This window comes from Phycicoccus sp. HDW14, assembly GCF_011383005.1.
GTDB lineage: Bacteria > Actinomycetota > Actinomycetes > Actinomycetales > Dermatophilaceae > Phycicoccus.
This window is the reverse complement of sequence record NZ_CP049935.1, coordinates 3,021,285-3,043,093: the sequence shown is the minus strand read 5'-3', so window position 1 is coordinate 3,043,093 and position 21,809 is coordinate 3,021,285. Positions and strand designations below refer to the sequence as shown.

Sequence of the window (21,809 nt, the reverse complement as noted above, 5' to 3'; positions counted from 1 at the left end):
CCGGGCGGGACTCGAGACCCTCGACCTCCTGGTTTCCTAGGGGCCGACCGGGTGCCTGCCCGGCCTAGAGAACTCGTGAGGTCGGCGGGACCGTGCCTGTGGTGGCCCCCTCCGTCGGACGGCTCCGGTAGCGTGCGTCGCAGCCAGGAGCACGTCTCTGGCGGATGAGATGGGGGGACGGCCTTGGGTTTCTTGGACAAGCTCTTCGGGACGAATCGAGGATCTGAAGCACGGTCATCCCGGCCGGACGCACCGCCTGCGCCAGCGGCTGGCCACACTAGAACAGGGAAGCAGCCTGCTGCTGCGTCCCCTGCCAGGGTGGCCGGGCGTGCGGGCGCGCATGCCCTGTCACGCACGGCCTCGTGGTATCCGGAAGGTGTTCCGGTCTCCGTGAGTGGCTTCAAGCTGCCCGGCATGGTCTATGTCGGCCGCGGACTCAGCTCTCCGAAAGTCAATCCCGAGCCGTCATTGATCGACCCCTCCCTGCGCGTCGATCAACGACGCCCGGACTCTGCGGGTCGAACGTTGGGCTACTGGCCCACCTACGCCGGGCTCAGTGCAGGCGCTCGTGCTGCTTACCTGGAGTGGCTGTCTAGTGGACGTAGCAACCCTCGTGCGGCCATCGGGTACGTGTTCCTCTACTTCTATGGCCTCGAGCGTCGGGCCCTCGTCGACATCGCCGCGGACAAGTCCCTCACGGGAGAAGTCGGGTCCATCCGACGTGAGGTGGATCGGCTTCTCGGCGTCTACGGCGAGAACGGGTCCTTCCGGGGGTACGCATCCCAGTTCCTGACGGTTCTCGACTTGCTCGGGGCTACGAGTGACGCGGCCATCTCGACACCGCCGCCCCTGCTTCGACAGACGTATCCGGTTCCGATGGTTTTGCGCGTCGCCTTGGGCGACTTCGCTGCGGATGGCAACCCCGTTCCCGCGAACTGGGCCTTGGCGTGGGCTTGGTATCACCCGGAGATCTACCCCAGGACACCGGCAAGCCGGTGCCCGGACGAGTTCGCCACCCTGTTCGCCCTCCGCTACCGAGAGAGGCACGGAGACGGACTGAAGGTGCGACCCACCGGTAGGCCCGTGAAGGCCAGCTACTACACGGCCAGTTCGGGGATCGGAGGCGCCGAACTCGAGATGTCTGGCGTCCCTGACGTGCTGGAGAGCCCTGCCGCAGGACGAGCTCTGCGCGAGCTGTTCGACAGGGTGACTGACGAGCTCGACCCCTTCAGCCGTTGGGTAGGGCGCAACCCGAACCCCACCTCCCGCGACGCGCTGGCCGGCGCCGCGCTCCTGCCAGCGGAGTTGCCCACCAGCAACGCAGCCGTGACGGAGTTCCGCTCGTGGGTCGAGCAGGCCTTGGCCGGGCAAGATGCGGCCGTCATCGATGGGGGCGAGCTCCTGAGGCGGTGGCCGGTGGCGAACTCGGCGAAGATGTCCAAGCCAGAGACCACAGCCCTGGCATCGCTGCTAGGGCAGTTCGGTGTCGGCGTCGAACCGGATGTCCGCTTGGGTGGGGCCCCCGTCACGTCGGGTCCTGCTGTTCTGTTCCGTACTGGGCCTGTCAGCCCTGCCGCGGCCACACCCATGTACTCCGCAGCCATGACGCTGCTACACCTGGCTGCAGTGGTCGCGGCTGCGGACGGCAACGTGAGCCCCGACGAGCAGTCCCACTTGGTCGAGCACCTCAATGCTGCACTGCACCTGACAGAGGGGGAGCGGACCCGTCTCAGGGCCCACCTCACGTGGCTGCTGAACGACGAACTGAAGACGACTGGTCTCAAGAGGCGCCTGGAGGCCCTGACATCCGCTCAGCGGGAAGGCATCGGTCAGCTGATCGTCACCGTTGCAGCAGCCGACGGCGTCATCTCGCCGGAAGAGGTGACGTCACTGGGGAAGATCTACCGGCTTCTCGGGCTGGATCCTGCCTCCGTCACGAGCCGGCTGCACGTGTCCATGACCGAGCCCGCACGGCCCTCAACGAGTCCCGTACGGGTGCGTGAGGCCACTCCAGAGGCCGCGGGCTTCGCCGTCCCGACGCAAGACGAACCTGACGCGCGCGGGGCCTCCGCTCCTGGTCTGGTTCTGGACGAGGATGTGATCGCCACCAAACTCGAGGAGACGGCTGAGGTGACGGCTCTGCTCCGGACGCTGTTCACCGAGGATGACCAAGAGCCAGTTTCCGCCACGACAGACCGTGGCGGATCCAGCGACATCGGCGATGGTGGGCTCGTCACCGCGACGATTCATGCAGCTGCTCCTCCGATGGTTGCGCCGCCCCCGGCCGGCGGAGTCATCTCCGGCCTCGATGCCTCGACCTCTGCCCTTCTCCGTGTACTCGCCGAGCGGAAGGCATGGACCCGCGTTGAGTTCGATGACCTTGCCGCGGCTTGCGGCGTGATGCCCGACGGCGCTATCGACATGCTGAACGAAGCCGCAATCGATGCCACCGGTGAACCGGTCATCGAGGGTGACGATGACCTCGAGATGAACCCTGAGGGTCTGGAAGGACTGCTCGCATGACCACTCCAACCAACGACAGCGCCGAGCGCATCAGGCCCCGAGAGCGCGACGCCGTCCTGCAGTCGTTGCGCGCCGGCGTCGTCCCTCGGACTGGGCAGCACCACATTCAAGTCGGGCGAGCAGCCGAGGTGACAGCGCTGCTCTCGGATATCAACCGGGTCGTCGATGGTGGGTCCGGCAGCCGGTTCGTCATCGGGGAGTACGGGTCCGGCAAGACCTTCTTCCTGCACCTGGTCCGGTCCATCGCTCTTCAGCGCAAGCTCGTCACCGTGCACGCTGACCTGTCTCCCGACCGACGGCTGCACGCCACCGGAGGGCAGGCCCGCAGCCTTTACGCCGAGTTGATGCGGAACATGGCCACCCGCGCCAAACCTGACGGTGGTGCGCTGGCCAACGTGGTTGAACGGTTCGTCACCCAGGCCCTGGCGGAGGCCAAGGCCACCGGGCAGACCCCGGAGGTCACGATCGCGACTCGGCTGGCGTCCCTGACCGAGCTCACAGGCGGATACGACTTCGCGGAGGTCGTCGGCAAGTACTGGCAAGGGCACGACACCGGAGACGAGACGCTCAAGCTGGATGCCGTCCGTTGGCTTCGTGGCGAGTTCGCCACCCGCACTGACGCCCGCGCCGCTCTCGGGGTGCGGACCATCATCGACGACGCCAACTTCTACGACCAGCTCAAGCTCATGTCCCGGTTCGTGCGACTGGCGGGTTTCGACGGTCTCCTCGTGTGCCTCGACGAGATGGTCAACCTGTACAAGCTGGCCAACACGCAAGCCAGGAACGCGAACTACGAGCAGATCCTGCGCATCCTCAATGACAGCCTCCAAGGGACAGCGCAGGGACTCGGGTTCGTCTTCGGCGGGACCCCTGACTTCCTGATGGACACCCGCCGCGGGTTGTACTCGTATGCCGCGCTGCAGTCGAGGCTGGCCGAGAACACGTTTGCGCGCGCCGGGATGGTCGACTACTCCGGCCCCGTTCTGCGGCTGGCGAACCTGAGCCCAGAGGACTTCTACCTGCTCTTGGCGAAGCTGCGGCACGTCCAAGCCAGCGGAGACCCAGGGCAGTACCTCGTGCCTGACCACGGACTGCGCTCGTACATGGAGCACTGCGCCAGCCGCGTCGGGGACGCGTACTTCCGCACCCCGCGCAACACCATCAAGGGCTTCCTGGACCTGCTGGCGATCCTCGAGCAGAACCCCCACTTGTCCTGGGACGAACTCGTCGCCAGCAGTACCCTCACGGCCGAAAGCGACCCGGACCTCGAACCGCTTGCCGAGAACACCGAGGACGCGGCTGCGAGCCTGGGCGCGTCCGGACTGGGTGGATCCAGTGACGGGACGACGGTTACCCTCAACGCCGTTGGTGCTCAACCGGTCCGGACGGAGCCGGACGATCGTGACGAGCTCTCCAGCTTCAGGCTCTGAGCGCAGCGGTCGGCGCGCGTGACAGGCTCCGGTGACGGCTCACCGCGATCTGCGCCTTCCAGCGCGTTCGGGCAGTTCCACCCCGCGGTTCAGCGGTGGGTATGGGACCAAGGGTGGTCGACGCTGCGCCCGGTCCAGGAGCGCGCCGCAGCTGCTATCGGCCCCGGAGACAGAGATGTCATCGTCGCGGCCGCCACCGCCAGCGGCAAGACCGAGGCAGCGTGGCTCCCTATCGTTTCTGCTCTGGCGGGTGGGATGGGTGAGGGCGCCGGTGGTGGGGTCAAGGCCCTGTACATCGGCCCTCTGAAGGCGCTGATCAACGACCAAGCTGCCCGGCTGGAGCAGCTGTGCGAGGGGCCGAGGTCCCGGTCCACCGGTGGCACGGTGATGTTGCGGCGTCCCATAAGGAACGGCTTCGCAAGACCCCGGACGGTATCCTGCTGATCACCCCGGAGTCGCTGGAGTCCTTGTTCGTCAACCACGGCAACGACGCCGCGCGCATCTTGGGTGGCTGCAGGTTTGTGGTCATCGACGAGTTGCACGCATTCATCGGCACCGAACGCGGCGCACAGCTCCAATCACTGCTGCACCGCACCGAGCTGGTCATCCGCCGCACAATTCCGCGCATTGCTCTGTCAGCCACTCTTGGCGACATGGCCGGCGCGGCGCGGTTCGTTCGCCCCGGCGGCGACACCGTGCTCGTCGTCACGGACGACGCGGCAGAGCGTGGAGAGCTCCTGCTGCAGGTCCGTGGCTACGTCGACGTAGACCCGCGAGCGGCGGACCAAGCCCAGCCGGCGAGCGCAGAGGACATCGCCGGTCACCTGTTCGAGGTGATGCGAGGACGCGACAACCTCGTCTTTGCCAATAGCCGTGCCGCCGTCGAGACGTACACCGACCTGTTGACTCAAGCGAGTGAGCAGTTGCGGGTCCCGAACGAGTTCTACGCCCACCACGGCAACCTGTCCAAGGACCTACGCGAGCACGTCGAAGAACGCCTGAAGGACCCTGCAGCACCCACGACCGCGGTGTGCACGTCAACTTTGGAGATGGGCATCGACATCGGGTCGGCTGACTCCATCGCCCAGGTCGGGGCACCGTTCAGCGTTTCGGCCTTACGCCAGCGCGTCGGCCGCGCCGGGCGGCGCGGTAAGCCGGCGATATTGCGGATGTACATCACCGAACCCGAAGCCACACCTGCGACCAGCGCTCCGGACCTTATTCGGACGCACCTGGTTCAGACGGTCGCCATGGTGGACCTCCTTTTGGACCGTTGGTACGAACCGCCGTCCACCAGTGCCCTGCACCTTTCGACACTCACCCAACAGGTGCTTTCCGTCATCGCCCAGCGAGGCGGCGCGCACGCCGGGCAGCTCTTCGACGCCCTATGCGCACGGGGCCCGTTCAGCCGCGTGGACCAGCTCACGTTCATGGCTCTTCTCCGCGACATGGGTGCGGCTGAGCTCATCGAGCAGGACGCATCGGGCCTGCTGCTCCACGGTCGGATCGGGGAGCGGCTTGTCAACCATTACTCCTTCTACAGCGCGTTCACGTCCGGCGAGGAGTACCGCCTCGTGGCGGACGGTCGGACTTTGGGCAGCCTCCCTGTGGAGCGCCCCCTGATGCCGGGCACCTTCGTCATCTTCGGCGGCCGGCGCTGGCAGGTCGTATCCGTCGACACCCGAGGCAAAGTCATCCAGCTGACTGCGGCGACCGGTGGTCGAGCGCCGGCGTTCACAGGTGGCAGTGGGCGCATCCACGACACCGTCCGTCGACGCATGCGCGAGGTCTACCAGAGTGCTGACGTGCCCGCGTACCTGGACGCCGCGGCGGCGCAGCTGCTCGACGAAGGCCGCCGGATGTTCCACCAGATGGGCTTGCATGCCCACTCCGTCCAACAGGACGGTCACGACAGCAGGTTGTTCGCTTGGCGAGGCGACAAGATCATGAACACACTTGCAGTCACCCTCGCATCGCGCGGGCTTCGCGTGGGGCAAGAAGGGGTGTCACTTTCGGTCTCGGGTGTCAGTGCTGGAGACCTGCACGCCCTCGTTGGCGAGCTGGCCGATGCCCCCCAGCCGTCGGCAGAGACGCTTGCGGCCACGGTGGCCAACGCTGCTGTCGAGAAGTACGACGAGTACCTCGGCCCAGTTTTGGCGGCTCGTGGATATGCCGCCGGCCAGCTCGACGTTGCGGGTGCATGGGATGCGTTGTCCGACATCGCCGCTGAGTCTGCACCCGGCACGCCCAGTCGCCTCCCGATGTGGACGATGACCGAGCGCGAACCCATCGAACCTCTGGGCGAGCTCCCAGTCTTGGGACACACGCATTTCAGCGTGGTGGACCTCGAGACGACGGGCTTTGCCGCCCACAAGGCGGACCGAATCGTCGAGATCGCAGTGGTCAGCGCAGCCCCCGACGGGACGGTCTCCGACACGTGGCACACCCTCGTCAACCCTGATCGAGACCCCGGCCCCAGCCATGTCCATGGCATCACCGCCGAGCAGTTCGCCGGAGCGCCCCGGTTCGCAGATCTGATGCCGTTCTTGGCCGGTCATCTCGCCGGTACAGTCGTCGTCGCGCACAACGCCCTCTTCGACCTGGGTTTCTTGTCCGCGGAGTTCCTGCGGGCGAGGCAGCAACCTCCCTTGTGGCCCACGCTGTGCACCATGAGCCTGGCTGGGCACTTCACAGACGCCCGCCGACTACCTGACTGTTGCGATGACGCAGGCATTCGCCTCGACGGCGCTCACAGCGCGCTCGGCGACGCCAAGGCAACAGCAGCGCTACTGGGCCACTTCCTGCGGCTCGCACCTCGACTTGGGGTGAACCCGTTCGACGAGCTTGCCGACAGCGCTCTGCCGCTGACGTCTGCGCCTTCGGTGTCAACGCCCGTGGTCAAGCCGCGCGCCCTCGACCCCGCAGGTAGCGAGCGTCGCGTCCAGCCTGTCCTCGCGGCTCGAGGTGCCCTGACCGGTCCGGCCGACCAAGGCGCAAGCGCCTATCTCGATCTTCTCAGCCGCGCACTGGCGGATCTTGAACTGAGCGATGCGGAGCGCGCCGACCTCGACGAGACCGCGAGCGTATGGGGTTTGGACCGTGAGCGTGTGAGACACCTGCAGGCCTTGTTCCTGCGTCAGATGTTCCCCCGCCTTCGAGCAGCCGACGTCGCGCGGCTGAGAACGGCCCTTCAGCTCGTGGGCGGTCGCTGATGACGTCCTCGTTGGCGCGCTCTGGCTGAGCCAAGATCAAACCCTTCGCACGGCTTGAGCGATCTCGTAGACCGAGGCGGCGCATCCGTCAGCAACCCGCCTCCACGCTTCTGCCCAGTCGCTGAGCGGCCAACTCAGCCCGAAGCGACCCAGTGCTTCGTCCCGCTTCCTTTGGGTGGCGCTCGAACCGTGCTGCGAGCCCTGACGGATTCGGCCGACAGCACGAATGGTTGCCATAGGTTCGCTCACTTCCGCCTCAACCTTGAGAACCTCGGCTAGCCAGATATGCATGTTGTTTAGCGATCCAGAGGCCTCGGCATCCCAGCCGCGACGTCGGTACGACTCCTCGGCCGCCTTGGGGCTTCGAAGGCGGCCGAGGATGTTCCACAGGACGCTGACGTTTCGATCGAACTCCCCTTGTGTCGTTGGGTCCTGCGTCAGTGCCCCCGCATCCGCGAGGCTTGTCAGTAGCAACGTTGGTCTTTGGGCGGTCCAGCGATGGTCACCGTCGAGGACGAGCCCGAGATAGTCCAGAGCAGCGGGTAGCCGGATCGGCGAGGGAGCAGGCCGCTGGGGGCCAGCCGTTGCGAGAGAGACTCAGCGACCGCAATGTAGTCCTCGACGGTCTGGACCCCTCTGAGGGGCGAGAGTCGGCCAGCGCCAAACTCGACGACATAGTTGAAATTCGTTGTCGGAGAAGCAAGTGGAATGAACTCTCTGCGGAGCGTCTGGCCCAACAACTCGACTGGTGCCCCGTCACGAGAGGCGAACCGTTGGGTGCGAAGGTCGTACTGACCTTTTCGAACTGTCGTCCAGTCAGCATTCTGTTCGAGCTCTTGCTCGAGATCCACCGCCGTGCGGATGATGTCGAGGCATACTTCAGCCCCATTGAATCTCTGTGTCGAGTCCCCTAGCAGCGGCCACAGATGGTGAAGGCCGACGATGGACAGGCCGACGCGTTCGTCTGGTTGCAGTCCAAGACCACTGAGTCCATTGCTGCGCCACCACAATCCGTAGGTGCGACCGCCCACGACGATTGCAGGCAGCGAAGCCAGGACGTCGACACATGACCCGCCGGGGTGGCGACCTCGGTACGTGCGGTCGACGAAGTCCCAAACCGGCCAACCCCTAGCGTCAGCGAACTCTCCGAGTGCCAGTGGGCGACCCATGAGCAGAATGAGTTCCGCTTGTTCATCGTCGAGGTTCGCCAAGAGAGAGTGCGAGGTCATCGTTCGACCGTACTGGGCGTACCGGACTCTGGGCCGGGCTTGCCGGAGGTGAGTTGAAGAGGGGTCCGGTCCAGACGTCGCATGACCGTGTCTTACTCATACGGGCGGAGGGTAGGCGAGGATGTGGCGCATGGTGGGAGCGAGCGCTAAGTGGGCTGACGAACCACTGACATCAGCCGCAGAGGACGACCTCGATCGTGGTGAATATGCAGATCGGGCGGCGGCCCTAGTGGCGTCGTTGCACAGTTTCGAGTCGAGCTCCGTAGTGGGGCTGAGTGGTCCGTGGGGTAGCGGCAAGACGTCGTTGGTCAACATGATCGTCGAATCGCTTCAGCGTGAGCATCCCGAGTGGATTGTTGCCCGCTTCACGCCATGGGCAACTAGTGACGTGCCGGGGCTTCTGTCGGAGTTCTACTCGTCAATCGCGCACTCTTTGCCAAGCAAGGCCAAGAATGTGCGGAAGGCTCTTGCCCTGACCGCCCTTGTGGCCGCCCCGGCAACAGCCCTCATCCCGGTTGCCGGCGGTTCGGTCGCTACTTTGCTCAAGCGCTTTGTAGAGGCGTCACAGGCGAAGCCACCATGGGACATCGCGTTTGCCAAGGCTTCGGCGCAACTACGAGAACTTGGTCGACCCATCCTGGTCGTGGTGGATGACATCGATCGGCTTCAGCCGGAGGAGTTGATGGCACTCCTGCGGGTGGTCCGACAGCTCGGAAGATTCGATGGCGTCGACTACCTGCTTGCCTACGATGACGAGACAGTCTTCCGCACGCTTGCGGCGGCCCAGATCGTGGATCGCACTGATGGGACGGCTGAGCGCTTCATGGAGAAGATCGTTCAGTACCCATTGTTCGTCCCGCCGTTGCTCCGGCATCAGCAGTTGGCTCGCATCAACAGGGGTTTGGCGCACGTTTCGCGCGATGACCCGAACGAGGACGGACGACTTGACACGATGCTTGACGTCTTCTTAGCGCTGTTGCGGACCCCAAGGTCCATCGATCGTTACCTCGCGCAGTTGGAGCACCATCTGCCCTTGGTTCCGCAAACCGAGATGGGACTGCTGAAGGTTCGGTTGACACCAGATCTGTGGGGCCGGGAGGTCCCGCTGGAAGGATGTCGACATGCCTGCACCCCATCCCAAGGAGTTCCGTGACGACGTGGTCGCGGTCGCCCGCAAGGGCGAGACTCCGATCGCGCAGCTGGCCAAGGACTTCGGGATCTCGGAGTCGTGTCTGAGGAACTGGCTCAACGCCGCTGACGTCGAGGACGGGATCCGTCCCGGCGCGACCAAGGCCGACTCGGAGGAGCTGAAGGAGCTCAAGCGGCGCAACCGGGCGCTGGAGCAGGAGAACGAGGTCCTGCGCCGCGCCGCGGCGTACCTGTCCCAGGCGAACCTGAAGCTGGGCCAGTCCCCAAAATGACGTACCCGCTGGTCCTGGACCTTGCCGCCGACGGGATCCCCGTCGCGGTGACCTGCGGGCTGCTCGGGTTCTCCCGGCAGGCGTTCTACTCCTGGCGAGCCGACCCGGTCAGTGAGCGGGACCTGGTCGACGCCTACGCGACCAACGCCGCCCTGGAGGTCCACCGCGACGACCCAGGGTTCGGGTACCGGTTCATCGCCGATGAGCTCGCCGAGGCCGGCCACGAGGTCTCGGAGCGGCGGGTGTGGAAGGTGTGCTCGCAGGCCGGGATCGTCTCGGCCCACGCGAGGAAGCGGGGCCGGTCCAAGAAGCCCGGTCCGCCGGTGCACGACGACCTCGTCGAGCGGGACTTCACCGCGCCCGGACCGAACATGGTGTGGCTGACCGACATCACCGAGCACCCCACCGCCGAAGGGAAGCTGTACCTGTGCGCGGTCAAGGACGTCTGGTCCCGCCGGATCGTCGGCTACTCGATCGACTCACGGATGACCAGCCACCTCGCGGTCGACGCCCTCGAGATGGCCATCGCCCGCCGAGGCCGCGACCAGGCGCTCGGGTGCGTGGTCCACGCCGACCGGGGCAGCCAGTTCCGCTCCCGGCCCTACGTCGCCGCCCTGCACCGACACGGCCTGCGCGGGTCGATGGGCAGGGTCGCCTCCTCGGCGGACAACGCCGCCATGGAGTCCTTCTTCTCCCTGCTCCAGAAGAACGTCCTCAACGCCCGCCGCTGGGACACCCGCGACCAGCTCCGCCTCGCCATCGTCACCTGGACCGAGCGCACCTACCACCGCCGGCGCCGGCAACGCGCCCTCGGCAAGCTCACCCCGATCGAGTTTGAGACCATCAACGCAGCCGCTCACGCGGCCTGAAACACCACACCGGAAGTGACAACCAGACCTTTAGCAGTCCCGTTGATGGTGGCTGGTTCGTCGATGTCGTGGGGTGCGCCTTGGAGGGTGACGTCGGTGGGTGGCAACCGTCAGTCGTGGGGTTGGCAGGTCTGTCGGTTGCGCAGGGGCTGCTCGATCGAGCGAGCAGGCGGATAGACGCGGGCATCCGCGTGGCGAACACTTCGCTCACGGTTGTGGGCTGTCGAACGACCACGGCAGGCCTGTCGCCGGCTGCCACTCGGGCCGGGCGCGCGGGGAGGAGGTGGAGATTCGCCTCGGGCCCAGCGTCGCGCGTTGCTGGAGCGCCTCGGAGGTGGGTGGTGACTCGAGACCTCGAACGTTCGCTCGGCGATGACGCGAGGCCTAGCCGGGTGGAGACGCTGCCCACGCGTTTCATCGTGCGATGCCGCGAACGGCTGGTCGAGACATGGTCGCCGCAGATGGTCTGCACAGGCGGGACACAGGTGGATTGTCAAGGCTGGGGCGGTCGACGTACGGAGGGAGGAGGATGAGTGATGCACAGGTGGAGTCGTGCCCTGGGCACCCTTTACCGGCGACCTGTCGTGTGGGTGGGCTCCCTTCTGCTCATCGTCAGTGTCGTTGCCACGGCCCAGCTCATCGACGGGGTCCTCGAGCACGGAGACCTAAGCATCTTCGACCCGGTGGTGGAGCGGCGCGTTCCCGGACTCCGGGACTCCGCGCTGACGGTCGTGGCCGACCTGCTGACCTACCTCGGCAGTGAGCTCAGCATCGCGGTCTTCGCGGCGGTGCTGGTGCTCTGGGTCGGGGTGCAGTGGCGTGACCGCCGGCTCGCATCCGTGCTCGTCGCGGCCATGGTGGCGACGGCGGGGCTCATCGTGGGGGTGAAGCACCTCGTCAACCGGCTGAGGCCGGAGGCGTGGGCGACGTACGGACCGCCGGACGGCTCGCCCGCCTTCCCTTCGGGGCACACCCTCGGCACGACGGTCTTCCTCGGGCTGCTCGCGGGAGTCGTCATCGTCCGGTTCCGGCAGCGGTGGGTGCGAGTGCTGGCCGTGGGTGCGTGGCTCATCGGCAGCGTGGGGGTGGGCGCGAGCCGGGTCTACCTGGGCTACCACTGGACGACGGACGTGCTCGCCGGGCTCGCCATGGGCATCGGGGTCCTCGCGGTGACCGCGATCGCGGTGGAGGCGCTTCGGCTCCGCTGGACCGGGTGGACCCCGGGCGCCCGTCGCGAGCCCGAACCGGCCTGAGCCGGAGCCGGAGCCGGAGCCGAGCCGGGCGGGTCAGGCGCGCGGCGCCGTCACCGTGCCGCGCGTCACCGGGAGACGGAGCTCGGCGCGCGTGCCGGTGGGGAATCTGACGGTCGGCCCGAGGTGCAGCGACCCCCCGACACGGCGCAGCTGTTCGGTGACGATGGCCAGGCCGAGCCCGGTGCCCGCGATGCCGGTGTCCGGCCCGCGCACGAACGGGCCAGGAGGGCCTCGACATCACCCATCCCGGGACCGGCGTCGTCCACGGTCACCACGAGGTCCTCGCCGTCCCGCCGCGTCGCGATGGCGACGACACCGCCGGACGCGCCGTACCGGACGGCATTATCGAGGACGTTCCGCAGCGCCGACGCCGTCGCGGCCACGGGGACGAGCGCGCGCTCGTCGGCGCCCGACTCGACGGCGATCTCGACCGCCGCGGCGTCGGCCTGCGGCAACACCTCGGCGACCACGGCACGCAGCAGACCGTCGAAGGCCTCGGCGCGGTGCCCTGCACCGTCGTCGACCTGCGCACGGGCGAGGTCGAGGAGCTGGTCGACCAGGTGGCGCGAGCGCGCCATCCCGGTGTGGAGGTCGGCCAGCCGGGCGTCGACGTCCGTGCTCGTGCGGGCGGCGCGGGCCCGCTCGAGCTGCACGGTCATGGCCGTGAGGGGTGTACGGAGCTCGTGGGCTGCCTGCGCGATGAACCGCCGCTCGTGCGCCACGGCGCCGGCGGCCCTGCCGGCCTGCTCGTTGAGGGCGGTGATGAAGCCCCGGAGCTCTCCGGGAGCCCGGGTCTCGTCGACGGGGCTGAGGTCCGAGGCGTCGCGGTGGCTGACCTCCTCGGCCAGCTCGCCCACGGGAGCGAGGACCGCGCGGACGACCAGGACGATCGCCCCGGTGAGCAGGGGGATGAGGACGAGCAGGGGCAGCACCGAGGAGAGCGCGGCGTCCCGGGCGAGCCGGTCCCGGACGGCGACCGTCTGGGTCGCCACCACGGCCGTGCCGTCGGGGCCGCGCGCGACGGCGGCCCGGAGGGTCGTGCCCCCAACGGTGATGGTGCGCAGGCCGTCCGGTGTGGTCGCGGTCAGCCCGGACCCGTCGAGCGGACCGACGTCGATGTCGGCCGCCGTGCTCGACAGGGGTGCGGTGTCGGTGCTGAGGCGACCGGGTCCGGCCGAGGCCGCGAGGCCCGCGACCTGGACGAGGACGTCGTCCTGGAGGTCGCGCGCGCGGGCGGAGGCCGACTGGTAGGACCACACCCCGGCGATGCCGGCCACGACCAGGGCGGTGGCCACCAGTACCCGGGAGAGCCGGGCCCCGAGCGAGCCGCTCGTCACGACCGAGGCGCGCCCGAGGAGCGAGGCGCGGTTCATGAGGGGGCCGGGTCGCGCGGCACGGTCCAGCCCACGCCGCGGATGTTGCGGATGGCGGTCGACCCGAGCTTGGCGCGCAGGCCGTGGATGGCGTACTCGACGGCGTTGGACTCGACCTCGCGACCCCAGCCGTAGACCCTGTGCTCGAGCTCCTCGCGCGACAGGATGGCCCCGGGCGGCTCATCAGCGCCCGGAGGACGGCGAACTCCCTTCTGGCGAGGGGAATCTCGACGCCGTCCTCGAGCACGACGAGGTGCCGGGACAGGTCGAGCGTGAGGTGGCCACCCCGCAGCACGGCCTCGGTGGCGTCGCTGCCGCGACGCAGCACGGCACGCATCCGGGCCAGCAGCTCGGCGGTCTCGAAGGGCTTGACGATGTAGTCGTCGGCTCCGCCGTCCAGGCTCGTGACCCGGGCGGCGGTTTCGTCGCGGGCGGTGACGACGATGACCGGTACTCGGTTGCCGGACCGGCGCAGGCGCCCGAGGAACTCGGTGCCGTCGAGGTCGGGGAGCCCGAGGTCCAGCAGGACGACGTCGTAGTCGTGGGACTGCGCGCTGACCAGGCCGCTCGCGGCGTCGCGGACCCAGTCGGCGGCGTACGCCTCGTCCTCCAGCCGGCCCACGAGGGCGGCGCCGACCATCGGGTCGTCCTCGACGAGCAGGACCCTCATGGCCGGCGCTCCCTCGGTGGTGGGGTTACTTCTTCTTCTCCAGTGTGGCGATGACACCCTGCAGGTGCTTCAGCGCCGCGCCGCTCGCCTGCGGGGTCGGCGCACTCGCGCGCAGGGCGGTCAGGGTCTCGTCGATGGCGGAGTCCATCGTGTGCCAGTCGCCGGGCGAGCTCGGCTTGATGGCGGCCTCGGCGTCGTCCCAGGCGACCTCGAGGTCCTTGACCCGGGTGGTGGCGGCCGGCTGGTCGCCCGCCGAGACCTTCGAGGAGACGTCGTCGACGATGACCGCGAAGTTGGTGAGGTCGCCGAGCGGGGAGGTCGTGTCCGCCTCGATGCCCGTGGCCGTCACCGCGGGGCGCGCCGTGCCCGAGGCGGCGGCGGCCGTGGGCGCGGAGGGGGTCAGCGCCACGGCCGCGAGCGCGACGGCCGCAGCGCCGCCGGCCGCCCAGGCGGAGTCGCGGACGGCGCTGACCGGGTGGGGCTCGCCCTTGGTGCGGATGCCGTGCCGGTTGACGTTGAGCTGCTCACGCGTCACGAGGGCGACGATCACCGCGAGGAAGAGCAGGCTCGTGGTGCTGGCGCCGAGGCCGAGCCCGCCGTAGCCGCGCTCCTGGGTGAGGAGGTCGCCGAGCGAGGCGCCCAGCGGCCGGGTGAGCACGTACGCCACCCAGAAGACCGCGACGGCGTCGGCTCCTGCCCTGCGGGCGGCCCAGGCGGCGAGGATGAGCCCGCCGAAGATCAGTGCACCGTTGCGGAAGCCGAGCGAGAGGGCCTCGGTCGCCAGGTCGCCGCCGGCGGTGCCGAGTGCGAAGGTCACGAGGATGGCGCCCCAGTAGAAGCGCTCCCGGCGGGGGGTGTCGATGGCCGTGATCGCGAGGGTGCGCTCCTCGGACCACCAGATCACGAAGACGACGGCCAGGACGACCGCGAAGACGCCGGTGCTCACGTAGAGGCTGACGCCGAGCTGGTCGGTGAAGAAGTCGGTGATCTGGGTGCCGACGATGCTCACGAGGACCACGGTCAGCCAGTACAGCCACGGGACGTAGCGGCGGGTGCGCAGCTGCGCGACGAGGGTGACCGCGAGGACGGTGAGCATCGCCCCGTCGGTCAGGGCGGTCCCGAGGCCGACCTGTACGGCGAGGAAGTCGGCGAACGTCTCCCCGATGGTCGTCGAGAGGATCTTGATCATCCAGAAGGTCGCCGTGATCGCCGGGACCTTGTTGAGGAAGGGCGCGAGCGTGCTCGGCCGGGTGGTCGTTGTCTCCATGACTACCAGTGGACCGTGGCCGACTTAGCCGGGACTTAGGGTGGCCGGTTCGTCCGGGTGGTGCTGCCGGCCCATGTAGACCGAGCCAGAAGGAGATGAGGGTGGCAGCCGACGATGGGCCCAAAATGGGCCCCAAAATTCGTCCGCAGTCTCGATCCCGTAACGATGCGGCTCAAGCCGAACGGAGGTGCCCCATGACCTCTGACCTGCGGAAACGCCGGAGAATGAGTCGCCATCGGTCGAGGCCGGTCGGGCCGTTTCAGGGTCGGATTGGGGCTACGGATCAGAAGGTTAGGGGTTCGAATCCCTTCGGGCGCGCACTGTGTTGAGACAGTAGGACGGGCCCCGGCCGGCGGAGACGCTGCCGGGGTCCTGCTCTGTCCGGACCTCGGAGCTGCTCGTGCGAACTCCCGCCCTGGGCGACAGCGGCCCGACCGGACGCGAGTCAGCGCCGCGCGCGGGTCTGCTTGTCGCCCTCCTTGACGATCCGGACCGCTGTCCGCGCGAAGTTCACGGCGGCGGCGGTGCTCCCGACGCGCCAGACGACCGCGACCTCGCACAGGGGCAGGGCGCCGATCGGGGTGAAGTGGATGCCCGGCCGGGCGAAGTACCTCGAGGCGCTCTCCGGCACGATCGACAGGCCGCGGCCCATCGCGACGGCCTGGAACTCGGCCTCGAAGGTGGCGGCCTCGTGGGCTTCACGACCTCGTCGCTCACCCGCCTCTACGACCGGCCCGGGATCCAGTTCGTCCCCATCGTCGACCGGCCCGTCAGCTACACGGCGTTGGCGTGGGTCGCCGGGACGCTCTCGGCGCCGGCGGGCGAGCTGCTCCAGCACATGCTCGCGCGTCTTCCCCTCCCGGACACCGACGGTGATAGCCGTTGATGACCAGCAGATCAGCGCCGCTGACTTCCCTCGGGCGCGTCCGCGCGGTTCACTGAGGCACGGCCCCGGTCGGCCGGTCCTCGTCGCTAGGAGTGGACGTATGTACGCGACCCTGGTTCTCGCGCAGCGCATCGCACGGCGCACCCTGGAACGACCGCGACCGAGCACCCTGCGTGCCGACGTCGCTTCCGCGGGGGCGCACCCCGCTCGGCCGCTCTCGCGGCGTCCGGCCTGACGGGTCAGCGGCCGAGGACGCGGCGGCCGGCGGGTGTCATCCGGCCGTCGGACTCCAGCCGCTCGGCGATGGCGAGGTTGCGGGCCGATGTGGTGCCCCTGGCCCTGCGCGGCGTGAACCGCTGGAGGTAGGAGCGCTCGTCGCCGGCCCGCCGGGTGCTCTCGCTCCAGCCGAAGGCGATGCCCGCCTCGAGCAGGTCGTGGAAGCCGACCGACGGCACGGGGCTCGACACCTTCTGCAGCCGCACCCGGACGCCCGGGTGGTCCGTGTGGTGCACCGCGAGCCAGGCCCAGAGCTCCTCGGTCGTCGCGAAGGACACGACCTCGAGCTCGTCCGGCATGCCGGCACGCTACCCGCGGCCACCGACGACGGCCCCGCGCTCAGCCGGCCGTCCAGGTGAGCAGGGTGCGGTCGGTACCCGTGACGACGACGTCGATGGCGGTGATGTCGGCGGGCGTCGCGTCGGTGCCGGCGTCGAGGACGGTCGTGCGCCCCGGCACGGCCCGCCAGGTCGACACCTGCTGGCGCGAGCCGTCGCGGGTGCGCACGACGAGGGCGTAGGACGGCGTCGTGCCCTCCTCGGCCCAGCCGCCGCCGGTGTAGGTGCACGCGACCCGCAGCCTCGTGCCCCACGCCACCTGCTGGAGCGAGACCGTGGCGGTGACCCGCTGCTGGTCCACCGGGGCCATCGTGCGCGTCGGGACGGGGGCGGCCGCGACGGACGGAGCCGGTGCGGGGTCCGACCCCGGCGCGAGCACCCTCCACCCGAGCACGGCCGCGACGACGGCCACCGCCGCCACCGCGGCCACCGCGGCGGCCACGACGAGCAGGCCCCGCCGGCGCCGGCCCCGGACCTCCCGCAGGAGGCCGGGCAGCAGGGTGTCGGGCACCGGCGGGGGATCCTGGGGCGTGACGAAGGCGGAGTCGTCGAGCCGGCCGAGCAGCCCCGGCAGCCCGGCGATGTCGCTGACCCGTCGGGTGCACTCGGCGCAGCCGGTCAGGTGCTCCTCGAAGGCCCGCCGCTCGGCCGGGCCGAGGGCACCGAGCACGTACGCCGCGTCGTCGTGGGCGAACCGGTCGGTGGAGCTCATCCGGTCACCCCCATCTCCTCCAGCGCGAGCCGCAGGGCCCGCATCGCGTAGTGCGTGCGTGACTTCACCGTGCCCTCGGGATGCCGAGCCGGCGCGCGGCGTCGGCGACCGAGCGGCCCTGGAGGTAGCACTCGCGCAGGACCTCGCGGTGGTCCTCGGAGAGCCGGGCCATCGCCTCGCCGACGACCCAGGTCTGGAGCAGGGTGTCGACCTGGTCCTGGTCGCCGCCGCGCTCGGGCAGCTCGTCGGTGAGCGTCTCGGGCCGGATCCGACGGTGGCGCCACTCGTCGATGACGATGTTGCGCGCGACGGTGAAGAGCCATCCCCGCACGTGGTCCGGGGTGCGGCCGAGCACCTCCGGGTGCTGCCACGCGCGCAGCAGCGTCTCCTGGGTGATGTCGTGGGCCCGGGCGTGGTCGTGCTCGACGAGGCGCAGGCAGTACCCCCAGAGCGCGCGGGCGTGCTCGTCGTGCAGCGCACGCATCAGCTCGTCCTGGTCGTGGGCCACGGCGCTCCCGTTCACGGCCTCGTGCGGGCGGGTCCGGTGTGCGTCGTCGTCACCCGGCCGACCCGGCCCGCTGTCCATGATGGACCCCTCCGCGCGGGAGGAAGCCCTCCCGCGACGCCGCCAGCAGCGCCGTGACGACGCAGGCGACCTCGGAGACCGTCGCCCCCCAGACCGCGACCCCGCTCCAGGTGGTGTGGATGCCGAACAGCCCCACGGTCGAGGCGATGACGAACGCACCGAGCGTGCTGGCGCCGAAGCCACCGAGCAGGAGGAGCGGCAGCCAGCTGCTCGAGCGCAGCAGCACGACCGCGATGGCGACCCCGGCGACGACGTTGACGAGGAACAGCGCGCCGACGACGCCCTGCTCCTTGACCCCGTCGACCCAGAGCCAGAGGTGGATGGCGGCGGACACCACCGCCGCCACGGCGCCGACCGTGCGTGCCGTCATGGTCCTCTCCCGTCCCCGGGGCGCCCGCCGGTCGGGTGCCTCACCCGGTGACACGGCGGGAGGGGCGCTGCGGTTCACCCGGTCGCCGGCGGACGGCCAGCGAACGCGTCGAGCAGCCGGTCGCGCACGGCATCCATCCGCCACGTCGGGGCGTCCGCGGCAGGGCGCAGCCCGGGGTCCAGCCCCACGGGGCGACGGCGGCGAGGACGGCGGGGTCGCGGGTCACGATGCTCACCGGGACGTCGCGGCCCGGGTCGGGGCCGCTGACGAGGTGGTGCGGCTGGTGGTCGCCGAGGACGAGGAGCACGAGGTCGTCGTCAGGCACGGTCGCCGGCCACGAGCCGACGGTGCGCAGGCTGTAGGCGACGGAGCGCGCGTACGCCTGGCGCGCGCTGGTCGCGTCGCCGAGGACGTCGTGAACCGTGGTGTCCTGCCCGGCGAACACCGAGCCGTCACCGACCTCGTCCCACGGAACCGTCTGCGGCACAGGGGTCCACGGGTGGTGGCTCGAGACGAGGTCGACCTCGGCCATGACGCGCGGACGGGGGCCGGCGGTCAGCTCGGTGCGCGCGAGGTGGGAGAGCGTTTACTGGTCGGGCGTGGTCGCGTACCCGAAGGACGGGCCGGCGTACCCGTTGGTGCGGCCGTCCTGGAGGTCGTCCACGCCGTAGAGGCCGCGACCCTCGGGCCAGTCGCGGGTCGTCGCCGGCGAGGCGATGACGGTGCGCCAGCCGGCCCGGCCGAACGCCCGGGTCAGGGTGAGCCGACCCGACGAGGTCAGCTGCTCGTAGCGGCGCTGGCCGTCGACCCAGGCGCCGGACTCGAGGGTCGAGTGGGCCAGCCAGCTGCCGCCCCGAAGGTCGGCGAGGTGAGCCACCCGCTGCGCACCGAGTACCCGGCCGCGGACAGGTCCCGCTCGCCGTCGACCAGGGCCGGGGCCACGACGCGGGACATCGAGGGGTCGTCGAGCGCGACCCGCCCGTAGCTCTCGACGAAGACGACGACGACGTCGTGGCCCCGGAGGCCGGCGAGGAGTCGGTCGGTCGGGGTGGCGGCCCGGGGGTCGTCGGCCAGGACCCTCCCGAAGGCCGCGGGGTCGGCGAGGGCGGCGCGCACGGCCTCGGCCCGGTCGGCGAGGTAGGTCGCGGTGGGGGCCGACACGAGGGGGCGGTGAGGGCCGGAGGTGGTGACGACCCCTCCGGAGACGAGGGCCACGCTGGTGACTGCCACGACGAGAGGGGTTGCGGCGGAACGGCGCCGGGCGACGTCGGACGCCAGGCGCCGGAACGCGAGGCCCACGGCGACGACGACCCCGACCGCGGCCAGCACCGACCCGGCGGCGACCAGCCCGGCGACGACGGACCCGTGCGTGTCGGCGACGACGCCGACCGCCGACCCGAGGTAGGACCAGTCCCCGAGCACGTCGAAGGGCCGGTCGAGCACCAGCGGGAAGCCGGTGTCGAGCGCGAGCAGGACGAGCAGGAGCCCGCAGCAGAGGCCCCCGACGAGGGCCACCGCCCGCCCGGCCCGGCGGGGCAGCGCGAGGGCGAGCAGGACGAGGAGCACGGCCTCCAGCGGGATGCCCGTCGCCGCCCACGACCAGCGCACGACGCTGCCGGAGGTCCCGAGTGCGGCCGGTGCGACGAGCGCGGCCCAGGTGACGGCGAGGGCCAGCACCGACCCCGCGACCGACGGCTCCCGGCGTCCGGCGCCCGGCGGGCCGGCACCGAGGCGCTCGAGAGCCTCCGTGCCGAAGGACGCGGCGAGCAGGGACAGGGCCGCGCCGAGCACCGCCACCGCGACGGCGTGGGGCACGACCCCGGCCACCGCCACGAGCAGGGCGAGCACCTGCACGACGGCGACCACCTTGCGCCAGTAGCGCGGCCGCACCGGCGCCCGGAGCCGGGGGACGAGCGCCTGCGCGCCGAGCAGGAAGTAACGGGCCAGGCCGATGAGCAGCACCCACGCGCCGACGTCCGCGGCGGCCAGGACCGCGAGGACCAGCACGAGCACCGCATCGGTCTCGGCGTCGAAGCGTGCGCCGAAGGCGCTGACGGTGCCGGTGCGCCGGGCCACGGCGCCGTCGACCCCGTCGAGCACGAGGGCCACGGCGGCCACGGTGACGAGGACCTGGCGCGGCGGAGGTGAGGCCGAGAGCAGGTCGAGCCCCACGAGCACCGCGACGACCCCGGTGAGCAGGGCGCGCACGGACGTCACGAGGTTCGCGGGGCCGAGGTGAACCGGACGCACCTTTCCTCCGTGGTGGTGGGTGAGGACATCGCTCCACCCGGTGACACGGTGGCGCCGCCCCCTCGGTTCACCGCCGGACCACGGCCGGCCACGTCGTCGAGAGGAGACCCGCGTGGGCGTCGAGGCGCGGGCCTTCTGGCTGACCGGCCGCGGCACCGGCGAGCTGCGGTGCGAGGTGCTGCCCGACCCCGGCCCCGACGAGGTCCGGGTGCGCACCCTCGTCTCCGCCCTGAGCCGCGGGACCGAGGCCCTCGTCGCCCGGGGGGCGGTACCGGCGTCGGAGCGCGAGCGGATGCGGGCCCCCTTCCAGGTCGGCGACTTCCCGTGGCCCGTCAAGTACGGGTACCTCGTCGTGGGGGTGGTCGAAGCCGGGCCTGATGACCTGCTCGGGCGCCGCGTCTTCGTCCTCCACCCGCACCAGGACGTTTTCGTCGTGCCCTCCGCGGCCGTCACGCCCGTTCCCGACGGGGTCCCGACCCGCCGGGCGGTGCTGGCGGGCACGGTCGAGACGGCCGTCACCGTGCTCTGGGATGCCGCCCCGATGGTCGGCGACCGCGTCACCGTGGTCGGCGGGGGATGGTCGGGTGCGCCGTCGTCGCCCTGCTCCGCGGCCTCGCCGGAGCGGACGTGACGCTCGTCGACGTCGACGCGCGCCGTGCGGAGGTGGCGGCGGCGCTCGGCGTGCGGTTCGCCCGGCCCGCCGACGCCCCGGCCGAGCAGGACCTCGTCATCCACACGAGCGGCACCGCCGACGGGCTGCGGCAGTGCCTCGAGCTGGCCGCGACCGACGCCACGGTCGTCGAGGCCAGCTGGCACGGCGACGCGCCGGTCGCCCTGCCGCTCGGCGGTGCGTTCCACTCGCGTCGGATCCGCCTGCGCGCCAGTCAGGTCGGCACCATCCCGCCGGCTGCCCGCCCGCGCTGGGACCACGCCGGCCGGATGGCCCTCGCGCTCGACCTGCTGCACGACGAGGCGTTCGACGTCCTGCTCACCGGGGAGTCGACGCTCGACGAGCTGCCCGCGCTGGTGGCCGCCCTCGCCGACGGCACGCTGGACGGCCTGTGCCACACCATCGACCACGCCGTCAGCCCGGCCGCCGGTCCTGCCGGCGGCGACGCCGCCCGCCACGACCCGAGGACGTGAC

The 21,809-nt window shown here is 70.2% G+C and carries 21 protein-coding genes and 2 pseudogenes; 10 read left to right on the top strand and 13 right to left on the bottom strand.

The genetic code is table 11. The annotated features are described in order from the left end of the window. Positions 1–318 precede the first annotated feature (318 nt). Genes G7075_RS14980 through G7075_RS20375 form a run of 4 tightly spaced genes read left to right on the top strand, consistent with a single transcriptional unit; the run spans position 319 to position 7,165 of the window. Entirely contained in the window at positions 319–2,523 is a 2,205-nt protein-coding gene (locus G7075_RS14980) for a TerB N-terminal domain-containing protein (protein ID WP_256378034.1), read from the top strand. Then, entirely contained in the window at positions 2,520–3,953 is a 1,434-nt protein-coding gene (locus tag G7075_RS14975; protein WP_166123013.1) for an ATP-binding protein, read from the top strand. Before G7075_RS14980 ends, G7075_RS14975 begins: the two co-directional genes overlap by 4 nt. An 18-nt stretch (positions 3,954–3,971) precedes the next feature. Further along, positions 3,972–4,397 (top strand): DEAD/DEAH box helicase, encoded by a 426-nt coding sequence (locus tag G7075_RS22995; protein ID WP_205860526.1) that lies wholly within the window; start codon positions 3,972–3,974, stop codon positions 4,395–4,397. Continuing rightward, positions 4,301–7,165: an exonuclease domain-containing protein gene (locus G7075_RS20375; protein ID WP_205860525.1), complete on the top strand. Its 2,865-nt coding sequence runs from the start codon at positions 4,301–4,303 to the stop codon at positions 7,163–7,165. The genes G7075_RS22995 and G7075_RS20375 overlap by 97 nt, the downstream gene beginning before the upstream one ends. 464 nt (positions 7,166–7,629) lie before the next feature. On the opposite strand, the gene G7075_RS14960 is transcribed toward G7075_RS20375, so the two are convergent. Continuing rightward, positions 7,630–8,394, bottom strand: a complete 765-nt coding sequence (locus G7075_RS14960) for a hypothetical protein (protein WP_166123011.1) — start codon at positions 8,392–8,394, stop codon at positions 7,630–7,632. 130 nt (positions 8,395–8,524) lie between these two features. Between G7075_RS14960 and G7075_RS14955 the strand changes: the two genes are divergently transcribed. From G7075_RS14955 to G7075_RS14945, 3 genes and pseudogenes are all read left to right on the top strand, one after another. Then, complete coding sequence (locus tag G7075_RS14955) at positions 8,525–9,547, top strand: KAP family NTPase (protein WP_166123009.1); 1,023 nt, start codon at positions 8,525–8,527, stop codon at positions 9,545–9,547. Further along, positions 9,516–10,684: pseudogene (locus tag G7075_RS14950) on the top strand (IS3 family transposase). The gene G7075_RS14955 and the pseudogene G7075_RS14950 overlap by 32 nt, the downstream one beginning before the upstream one ends. Positions 10,685–11,274: 590 nt before the next feature. Further along, a complete protein-coding gene (locus G7075_RS14945) occupies positions 11,275–11,937 on the top strand; it encodes a phosphatase PAP2 family protein (RefSeq protein WP_166123007.1) in 663 nt (220 codons plus the stop codon). 65 nt (positions 11,938–12,002) lie between these two features. Here the strand turns inward: G7075_RS14945 and G7075_RS14940 are convergent, their stop codons facing one another. The 5 genes and pseudogenes from G7075_RS14940 to G7075_RS14925 all read right to left on the bottom strand — a co-directional run bounded on the left by G7075_RS14940 (position 12,003) and on the right by G7075_RS14925 (position 15,899). Beyond that, a complete protein-coding gene (locus G7075_RS14940; RefSeq protein ID WP_166123005.1) occupies positions 12,003–13,310 on the bottom strand; it encodes a histidine kinase dimerization/phospho-acceptor domain-containing protein in 1,308 nt (435 codons plus the stop codon). Continuing rightward, positions 13,307–13,474, bottom strand: a complete 168-nt coding sequence (locus G7075_RS22990) for a winged helix-turn-helix domain-containing protein (RefSeq protein ID WP_240918061.1) — start codon at positions 13,472–13,474, stop codon at positions 13,307–13,309. The genes G7075_RS14940 and G7075_RS22990 overlap by 4 nt, the downstream gene beginning before the upstream one ends. Before the next feature lie 230 nt (positions 13,475–13,704). Then, positions 13,705–13,950 (bottom strand): annotated as a pseudogene (locus tag G7075_RS22985) (response regulator); the annotation flags it as partial. Positions 13,951–14,005: 55 nt separating this feature from the next. After that, positions 14,006–15,247, bottom strand: a complete 1,242-nt coding sequence (locus tag G7075_RS14930; RefSeq protein WP_166123002.1) for a hypothetical protein — start codon at positions 15,245–15,247, stop codon at positions 14,006–14,008. 445 nt (positions 15,248–15,692) lie between these two features. Next, on the bottom strand, positions 15,693–15,899 hold the full coding sequence (locus G7075_RS14925) for a hypothetical protein (protein WP_166123000.1): 207 nt from the start codon (positions 15,897–15,899) through the stop codon (positions 15,693–15,695). Between the two features lie 39 nt (positions 15,900–15,938). On the opposite strand from G7075_RS14925, the gene G7075_RS20370 reads away from it, so the two are divergent. Beyond that, positions 15,939–16,133, top strand: a complete 195-nt coding sequence (locus G7075_RS20370; RefSeq protein WP_205860524.1) for a hypothetical protein — start codon at positions 15,939–15,941, stop codon at positions 16,131–16,133. 239 nt (positions 16,134–16,372) lie between these two features. Here G7075_RS20370 and G7075_RS14915 read toward each other — a convergent pair whose 3' ends face one another. The 7 genes from G7075_RS14915 to G7075_RS14885 all read right to left on the bottom strand — a co-directional run bounded on the left by G7075_RS14915 (position 16,373) and on the right by G7075_RS14885 (position 20,632). Further along, a complete protein-coding gene (locus G7075_RS14915) occupies positions 16,373–16,708 on the bottom strand; it encodes a YdeI family protein (RefSeq protein WP_166122998.1) in 336 nt (111 codons plus the stop codon). 40 nt (positions 16,709–16,748) lie between these two features. Next, the gene (locus G7075_RS14910; RefSeq protein WP_166122996.1) at positions 16,749–17,459 is read right to left on the bottom strand and encodes an anti-sigma factor; all 711 of its coding nucleotides are present in this window, start codon (positions 17,457–17,459) and stop codon (positions 16,749–16,751) included. Between the two features lie 64 nt (positions 17,460–17,523). After that, positions 17,524–18,045: a sigma-70 family RNA polymerase sigma factor gene (locus tag G7075_RS14905; protein ID WP_371814086.1), complete on the bottom strand. Its 522-nt coding sequence runs from the start codon at positions 18,043–18,045 to the stop codon at positions 17,524–17,526. Beyond that, positions 18,017–18,415, bottom strand: a complete 399-nt coding sequence (locus G7075_RS14900; protein ID WP_166122994.1) for a hypothetical protein — start codon at positions 18,413–18,415, stop codon at positions 18,017–18,019. Before G7075_RS14900 ends, G7075_RS14905 begins: the two co-directional genes overlap by 29 nt. Positions 18,416–18,455: 40 nt before the next feature. After that, complete coding sequence (locus tag G7075_RS14895) at positions 18,456–18,947, bottom strand: hypothetical protein (protein ID WP_166122992.1); 492 nt, start codon at positions 18,945–18,947, stop codon at positions 18,456–18,458. Between the two features lie 54 nt (positions 18,948–19,001). Then, on the bottom strand, positions 19,002–19,292 hold the full coding sequence (locus G7075_RS14890; RefSeq protein WP_166122990.1) for a hypothetical protein: 291 nt from the start codon (positions 19,290–19,292) through the stop codon (positions 19,002–19,004). Then, complete coding sequence (locus G7075_RS14885) at positions 19,193–20,632, bottom strand: CDP-alcohol phosphatidyltransferase family protein (RefSeq protein WP_256378033.1); 1,440 nt, start codon at positions 20,630–20,632, stop codon at positions 19,193–19,195. Before G7075_RS14885 ends, G7075_RS14890 begins: the two co-directional genes overlap by 100 nt. Positions 20,633–20,777: 145 nt before the next feature. Here G7075_RS14885 and G7075_RS22980 point away from each other — a divergent pair, with 145 nt between their 5' ends. Both G7075_RS22980 and G7075_RS22975 read left to right on the top strand, forming a co-directional pair. After that, positions 20,778–21,296, top strand: a complete 519-nt coding sequence (locus G7075_RS22980) for a hypothetical protein (protein WP_371814085.1) — start codon at positions 20,778–20,780, stop codon at positions 21,294–21,296. Then, complete coding sequence (locus tag G7075_RS22975) at positions 21,293–21,808, top strand: hypothetical protein (protein WP_371814084.1); 516 nt, start codon at positions 21,293–21,295, stop codon at positions 21,806–21,808. The genes G7075_RS22980 and G7075_RS22975 overlap by 4 nt, the downstream gene beginning before the upstream one ends. The last annotated feature ends 1 nt before the right edge of the window (position 21,809 follow it).